Annotated in this window: 6 protein-coding genes; all 6 read left to right on the plus strand. The window is 45.8% G+C overall.

What is annotated here, in order from left to right:
- The coding region (locus tag ACEW8S_RS13375) for a cytochrome c biogenesis protein (RefSeq protein ID WP_373518644.1) at positions 1-852 on the plus strand (852 nt) is incomplete at its 5' end.
- Positions 853-930: 78 nt separating this feature from the next.
- Entirely contained in the window at positions 931-1,248 is a 318-nt protein-coding gene (locus ACEW8S_RS13380) for a nucleotidyltransferase domain-containing protein (RefSeq protein ID WP_373518645.1), read from the plus strand.
- A complete protein-coding gene (locus tag ACEW8S_RS13385) occupies positions 1,245-1,634 on the plus strand; it encodes a HEPN domain-containing protein (protein ID WP_373518646.1) in 390 nt (129 codons plus the stop codon). Before ACEW8S_RS13380 ends, ACEW8S_RS13385 begins: the two co-directional genes overlap by 4 nt.
- A 171-nt stretch (positions 1,635-1,805) precedes the next feature.
- Positions 1,806-2,684, plus strand: coding sequence for a sugar phosphate isomerase/epimerase family protein (locus ACEW8S_RS13390; RefSeq protein WP_373518647.1), 879 nt, complete (start codon positions 1,806-1,808; stop codon positions 2,682-2,684).
- A gap of 53 nt (positions 2,685-2,737) precedes the next feature.
- Entirely contained in the window at positions 2,738-4,135 is a 1,398-nt protein-coding gene (locus ACEW8S_RS13395; protein ID WP_373518648.1) for a c-type cytochrome domain-containing protein, read from the plus strand.
- 32 nt (positions 4,136-4,167) lie between these two features.
- On the plus strand, positions 4,168-4,989 hold an 822-nt coding region (locus ACEW8S_RS13400; RefSeq protein WP_373518649.1), incomplete at its 3' end, for an FAD-dependent oxidoreductase.

A 4,989-nucleotide genomic window follows, 5' to 3' on the forward strand; every position in this document is an offset into this window, starting at 1 on the left:
GTTTCAGTTTATTTTTTGAAAGGCGTGATAGTCATATTTTTCCTATGGCATACGGCCGGGCTGGGATTGCGGTGGTATATTTCAGGTCATGCCCCTTGGACAAATGCGTATGAAAGCATTCTATATGTTTCTTGGGCCACCATGGGCATGGGGCTCTTATTTGCAAGAAAGAGCAACATGACCCTCGGTGCCGCAGCCTTCGTCACAGGAATTTTATTGTGGATCGCCCATCAAAACTGGGTAGATCCGGCAATTTCAACGCTTGTTCCGGTACTTGATAGCTATTGGTTGATGATTCACGTAGCAGTAATCGTTGCAAGTTACGGCCCGTTGATAGTAGGGGCGATTCTAGGTCTGGTATGTCTAATTCTGATGATACTCACCAATAAGAAAAACAAGGCCAAAATGGACCTTAATATCAAGGAATTGACGATTATCAACGAAGTTGCCCTAACTGTCGGCCTTATAATGCTGACTATCGGTAATTTCTTGGGCGGCCAATGGGCCAATGAAAGTTGGGGCCGCTATTGGGGCTGGGACCCAAAAGAAACCTGGGCCCTCATTTCTATTATGGTCTATGCTTTTGTCATCCATACCCGTCTAGTACCCGGACTTCGCGGAAAATGGACCTTCAACTTTTTGAGCCTTATAGCCGTTTTCAGCATAGGTATGACCTATTTCGGCGTCAACTATTATCTAGTAGGACTTCACAGCTACGGCCAAAGTGGCGCCGCGGCGATTACCCCGGATTATGTTTGGTATTTAGCCTTGGGCGCAGTGATTTTAGGTGGAATTAGTTTTTGGCGGTATCGAGTCCATTATGGGAAAGGGAATCGGCCGCCCATCCGATAATAGGGCCATAAGGAAAGCACCGGTAGGGTTTCCCCTATGTCAGAGTGATATTCCGATAAAAACGATTACTTTTGAGGTATGTCCGCAGTGCAAGAAATACCAGCGCGTATTAAAGATGTTGTTGAATCGGTTCGTCCCGATGCGACGGTTATTCTTTATGGCTCGCGTTCTAGGGGAGACTATCACGAAATGTCCGATTGGGATGTTCTGATTCTTGTTGATGGTGATAAGTTGACCGGCGCCGAAAAGCGTAAAATAACCTATCCATTATTTGATATTGAAATTGAAACCGGAGAGTTAATTAGCCCTTTGGTTCTGACCCGATCCGATTGGGAAACCAGACATCGGATTACACCCTTTTATGAGAATGTTTTAAAAGAGGGACAAACCTTATGAAAACTGAAGAGCGGGCCGCTTTGGTAAAATATAGAATGCAAAGAGCGGAAGAAACGCTTTCAGAGGTTTCGATTTTAATTGATAACGAATTAGCGAATACAGCAGTTAGCCGATTGTATTACGCTTGTTTCTATGCTGTTTCTGCTTTATTAATAAAAAATGGCATAGCATCTAAGACGCATTCCGGAACGAGGAAAATGTTCATTCTACATTTTATAAAGACTGAAATTATCGAAAAAGAGCTGGGTAAATTTTACTCCGATATCTTTAACGAGAGGCAGACCAGTGATTATAGCGATTTTATCGATTTTGACTTAAAGGAAGTTCAAGACTTTATAAAACCTGCCTCTCAACTGGTGGCAGCCATAAAGAAACTTCTCGTTTGAAATATGAAGTTCCAAAATCGCCAATTTTACCGTTCTCGGAGCTTGACACTATGCTCGATAGGTCCTACTCCTACGGTCCTTTCCTTTTAAAAACAACAAACAAAAACGTTCGATGCCCCATCCTTACTTTTTAATAAACCGATAAAACGATTGCTTTATGAAAACAAAATTATGAAAATAGCCCTACTGCTAGGTATTCTCCTCACCTCGCTCCCATCCTATTCCCAACAAAAAAATCAGCTTCAGTTCTTCCAGACGGATTGGGGAAGAAACGTTTCTTGGGATGCGTTCTGTGAAAAGGCAAAGGCATCCGGTTATGACGGGATCGAGACATGGTTTCCCAAAAAATTGGTACATCGACTGGCCTTTGACAAAGCCTTGGAAAAATACGATCTTAAGGTTATCTATTTGGCGGGGGCGGACAAGTCCGTTGATTTTGAGACAAGTTTGAGAAGATACACCGAAGAATTAATGAGGATCGTTGCCTCTGCTCCGGTGGCCATAAACTGCCATACCGGAGGGGACTTTTTTACTTTTGAACAGAACAAGGCCTTTATCGATACAGCGAACAAAATCGCCAAAGAAAACGACATCCCCATATATCATGAGACCCATCGGTCACGGTTCAGTTTCAACCTCCCGGACACCGAGCAATACCTGAAAGCGCTTCCAGATCTAAAATTAACCCTTGATATCAGCCATTGGATGGTCGTTCACGAATCACTCTTGGAAGGCCAAGATGAAAACCTTGGGATAGTTATTGACCGCACCCACCATATCCACGCCCGTGTCGGCCACCAAGAAGGCCCACAGGTAAACGACCCCGCAGCGCCAGAATGGCAAAACGCCCTGAACCGCCATTTGGATATTTGGGAAAAGGTCATCCGAAAAAGGTGGAGCGAAAACGACGAACCGTTTACCATCACCACCGAATTCGGGCCACCTAATTATATGCCGACCTTGCCGTACACCCAAATTCCGGTAACGGATCAATGGAAGGCAAATATTTTCATTATGGAGGCTTTGAAAGAAAGGATGGGGGTCAAATGAAGTACGTTCAGCCACTATTTACTAATCATAACAAATAAATAGTAACTTCCCTTATGGATGTTATAAAACAACTCATAGGCCGTTTACATCCTTTAATCGTGCACCTTCCCATAGGGTTTATCCTTCTGGGTCTCCTCTTGCAATGGCATGACAGAAAAACCCGGCAGTACGGCAAGGTTATATGCCTCATCTTTTTATGGGCGGCCATCAGCGCTGTTCTGGCCTGCGGCACGGGCTATTTGCAATATTTAGGGGAAGGCTACGGGTTCGATACCGTGAAATGGCATTTATGGTCCGGTATCGCAACGGCACTTTTTTCTTTCACCATGTATGCCCGCTTGCGGAAATGGAAGCCGGTGGATTTCCTTTCCAAAATTCCGATGGTCGCATTTTCAATCCTCCTTTTTGTATTGATTTCGTTTACGGGGCACCAGGGCGGGAACATTACCCATGGCGCCGATTATTTGGTGGAACCTTTGCCTAACTCCATAAAATCGGCCTTGGGCTACGAGACCTTCGAGGAAAAGAAAATCGTGCTGAACGAACAAAATTGGGAGGAAACGCAACTTTACGAAGCGGTAATCAATCCTATTTTGAACAACAAGTGCGTAAGCTGCCATAATCCCAAAAAAACCAAGGGCGAATTGCTGTTAAATTCCGAGGAAGGCATTTTGACCGGTGGTGAAAACGGCGAGGTGGTCGTGGCCAACAACGCTTCCGATAGTGAAATCTTCATCCGTATGAACCTGCCCATGGACAATGACGACCACATGCCGCCGGAAGGCAAGACCCAGCCCTCAAAGGAAGAGATTGCCTTGATCGGGGCCTGGTTGGATGCCGGGCATCCCTTCGTGGGAACGATTGCGGAAAGCGGTCTGGAAAAGGAACTCTTCCGCCCATTTTTCCCCAAAAAAATGGATAACGATTATCCCAATGTGGATATCGCCTCAGCATCCCAAGACAGTATCGACGCCATCAAGGACAAGGGCATCCATATCGATAAAATCAGCAAGTCCGTTAATTTCCTTAGGGTTTCCTGTCTCAATAAGCCTTCCTTTTCCGACTCGGATTTTGCCCTATTGAATCCCTTGAAAAAACAGATAGCCATTTTGGATTTAGGTGGCACTAAAGTGACCGACGCTATCTTTGAGAAGTTGGCCTCGCTACCACATTTGACTGTTTTGGATCTCGACCATACCGATATCACCGGAAAAGGTATCGAAAAACTGGCCTCGACATCCGAACATCTAAAATCCATCAACGTAACGGATACGCAATTTCAGGAACCCTATCTACAAAAACTGGCTGATTTCAAAAAATTGAAAAAGGTCTATGTCTTCAATACCCAACTGGATGCCGACGGTACCAAAAGCCTAAAAGATGGACAGATTGCCGTCGATTATGGCAATTACGAACTGCCGGCCATCGCTTCCGATTCCATTGTGTATTGAAAATTAGTATTTAACCCCACTAAAAATCGGACATGAAACGAAGAAATTTTATAGGAAATCTTACGGCGGCTGGCGCAGCAATGGCATATCCTTTTTCCGCAAATTCTTCTATCTTTCCCGAAACTCAAAGAAGTATAGCGGTCGATTCTTATACCAATAGCCTGACAGCCGATTTGATTATAGCTGGGGGCGGTCTGGGCGGATGCGCCGCGGGGTTTGCAGCCCTAAGAAACGGCCTGACCGTGATACTGACCGAGGAGACCGATTGGATCGGTGGGCAATTGACCCAGCAGGGGGTTCCGCCCGATGAACATCAATGGATAGAGACTCATGGGGCGACCGAACTATATCGGAAGTTGCGAAAAGGCATCAGGGACTATTACCGCTCCAACTATCCCTTGCGCAAAGAGATAGCCGCCAAACCCCATTTTAATCCCGGCGGCGCTTCGGTGTCCGCCTTGGCCCATGAACCTCGGGTGGCGCTTGCCGTATTGGAAGAACTTTTCGCACCCTATATCAGTTCAAGGCAGTTGCTTATACTTAAGGAATATAAGGCCGTTTCCGCCGAGACCAGGGGGAACAAGGTTTTGGGATTAAATGTGAAATCCTTAAGAACGGGAAAAACGAAGGAGTTAAAAGGTCCCTATTTTGTGGATGCTACGGAACTGGGAGACCTCTTGCCCATGACAGGCACCGATTACATCACCGGCGCGGAGTCCAAAAACCAGACAGGGGAACTGCATGCCGCCGATACCCATGAACCCAATAACAACCAGTCCTTTACCCATTGTTTTGCGGTCGATTATGTAAAGGGGGAAGACTGGACGGTACCAAAGCCGGAAGATTACACGTTC

Source organism: Pricia sp. (genome assembly GCF_041745955.1).
Classification (GTDB): Bacteria; Bacteroidota; Bacteroidia; order Flavobacteriales; family Flavobacteriaceae; genus Pricia.